Origin of the sequence: Streptomyces sp. LS1784, from assembly GCF_020103755.1 — a bacterium.
Lineage (GTDB): Bacteria > Actinomycetota > Actinomycetes > Streptomycetales > Streptomycetaceae > Kitasatospora.
In genome coordinates this window covers 1-1,637 of the sequence record NZ_JAHSQD010001006.1, presented here as the reverse complement: position 1 = coordinate 1,637, position 1,637 = coordinate 1, and the positions used below count along the sequence as shown (strand labels likewise).

Genomic DNA, 1,637 nt, shown 5'->3' with positions numbered 1-1,637 from the left:
GGCGGCCTCGCCGAAGACCAGCTCGGCGCGCTCGTCCGGGTCCTCGGCGTCCACCGGGACGTAGGCGGCCCCGGCGGCGAGCACCGCGAGGATCGAGACGTACAGGTCGTTGGTGCCCGAGGGCACGCGCACGCCGACCCGGTCGCCCGGGCCGATCCCGGCGGCGGCCAGCCGGCGGCGCAGCTGCTCGACCTCGGCGGCCAGCACGCGGTAGCTGAGCACGGTCTGCCCGTCGTCCAGGGCGGGCTCGTCGGGGTGGGCGCGCACGGTGGCGTCCAGCACGTCGACCAGGGTGCGCGGGGCGGCCGCCGGGCGGCCGGGGAACAGGGCGCGCGCCGGGTCGGCCGGTGGCCCCGGCTCCACCTGCGCTCCGTGCACGGGCTCGGCCTGCGGCGTCGGCTCCTGTGGCGGCGTGGCGTACTGCTCCGGGTGGCTCGGTTCAGCTGTCATGGCAGCCGTGCGCTCCTCGTCCTCGCCCCGTTCCGACCGATGCCCGGCCCGTGGGGCGGTGGGAGCACCGCCTGACCGGGTGATCCCACTCCGGGGCCGGAGCGGACAACCCGACCGATGCTAGCCCCGGGGCGGCGACCGGGCAGGAGCGGACACTCGGCCCAACTGGCTCCGGAATGGCTGAATCTGATGACACGTCAGTTCACAAACTGAGGCTTATCTTCCCCGAAGTGACAACGCGTCAGTCGAATTGACGGTTCGTCAGGTCGATTTTTCGATCGTGATCCATGACACAGTGAATGCTGCTCCCTTCGGGTGGCGGGCCGGGTCCTTCGGGCCGGCCCTGCCGGTCCGGGCCCGGCCCGCCGTGCTGCCCGCCGGTCAGCGGAACCGGTGCAGGTTCTCGCCGAGGAAGGCCTCCAGGGTGCGCGGAGCGCGTCCGGCGAGGCGGAGGAAGGTGTCGTCGGGCGTCTCCTTGCGGGCCACCGCGAGTTGCTGGATCTCCACCACGTGGGTGGCCAGCCAGTCCGGCATCCCGGCCCGGCCGACCAGGTGGGCGTGCAGCTCGGACGGGCTCAGGTCGAGGTAGCGGACCGGCCGGCCGAGCAGTTCGCCCAGCAGCGCGGTGAGCTCCGGGTGGCTGTAGGCCCGTCCACCGGTGAGCGGGTAGCGGCCGCCGGCCAGCTCGGGGCGGGTGAGCACCTCGGCCGCGGCGTCCCCGATGTCCCGGACGTCCACGTAGTTGCACCGCGCCTGCCCCAGCGCGCCGTGCACCACCCCGGTGGCGGCGATGCCGGGCGCCAGGAGCAGCAGCTTCTGCATGAACGCGTACGGCCGCAGGACGGTGGTGGTGATGCCGGAGGACCGCAGCCGTTCCTCGATCAGGTGGTGGCCGCGGGAGACGGCGACGGGGGAGTCCGGCTCGGCGGCGGGCGCGGAGACCTTGACGATGTGTTCCACGCCGCAGTCGATCGCCGCCTCGATCGCGTTCAGCTCGTACCGGACCTGCTGCGGGCCGTTGGCCATGGTGAGGAAGAGCTGGTGTGCGCCGCGGAAGGCCGCGCGCAGGGAGGCCGGATCGGCGGCGTCGGCCGGGAGGGTGGCGGTGCGGGCGAGCGTGCGCTCGTCGAGCGCGGCGGCCAGGCGGGCGGGGTCGCGGCTGAGGGCGCGGCTCGGTGCGCCGAGGG

General features: G+C 74.4%; 2 protein-coding genes. Both read right to left on the bottom strand.

Features of this window, described 5'->3' with window-relative positions:
- Positions 1-450 (bottom strand): AMP-binding protein (locus KS423_RS45120; protein WP_224285463.1); only part of this gene is annotated, 450 nt, incomplete at its 3' end.
- 381 nt (positions 451-831) lie between these two features.
- Positions 832-1,637: NmrA family NAD(P)-binding protein (locus tag KS423_RS45115; protein WP_224285462.1), on the bottom strand; the 806-nt coding region annotated here is incomplete at its 5' end.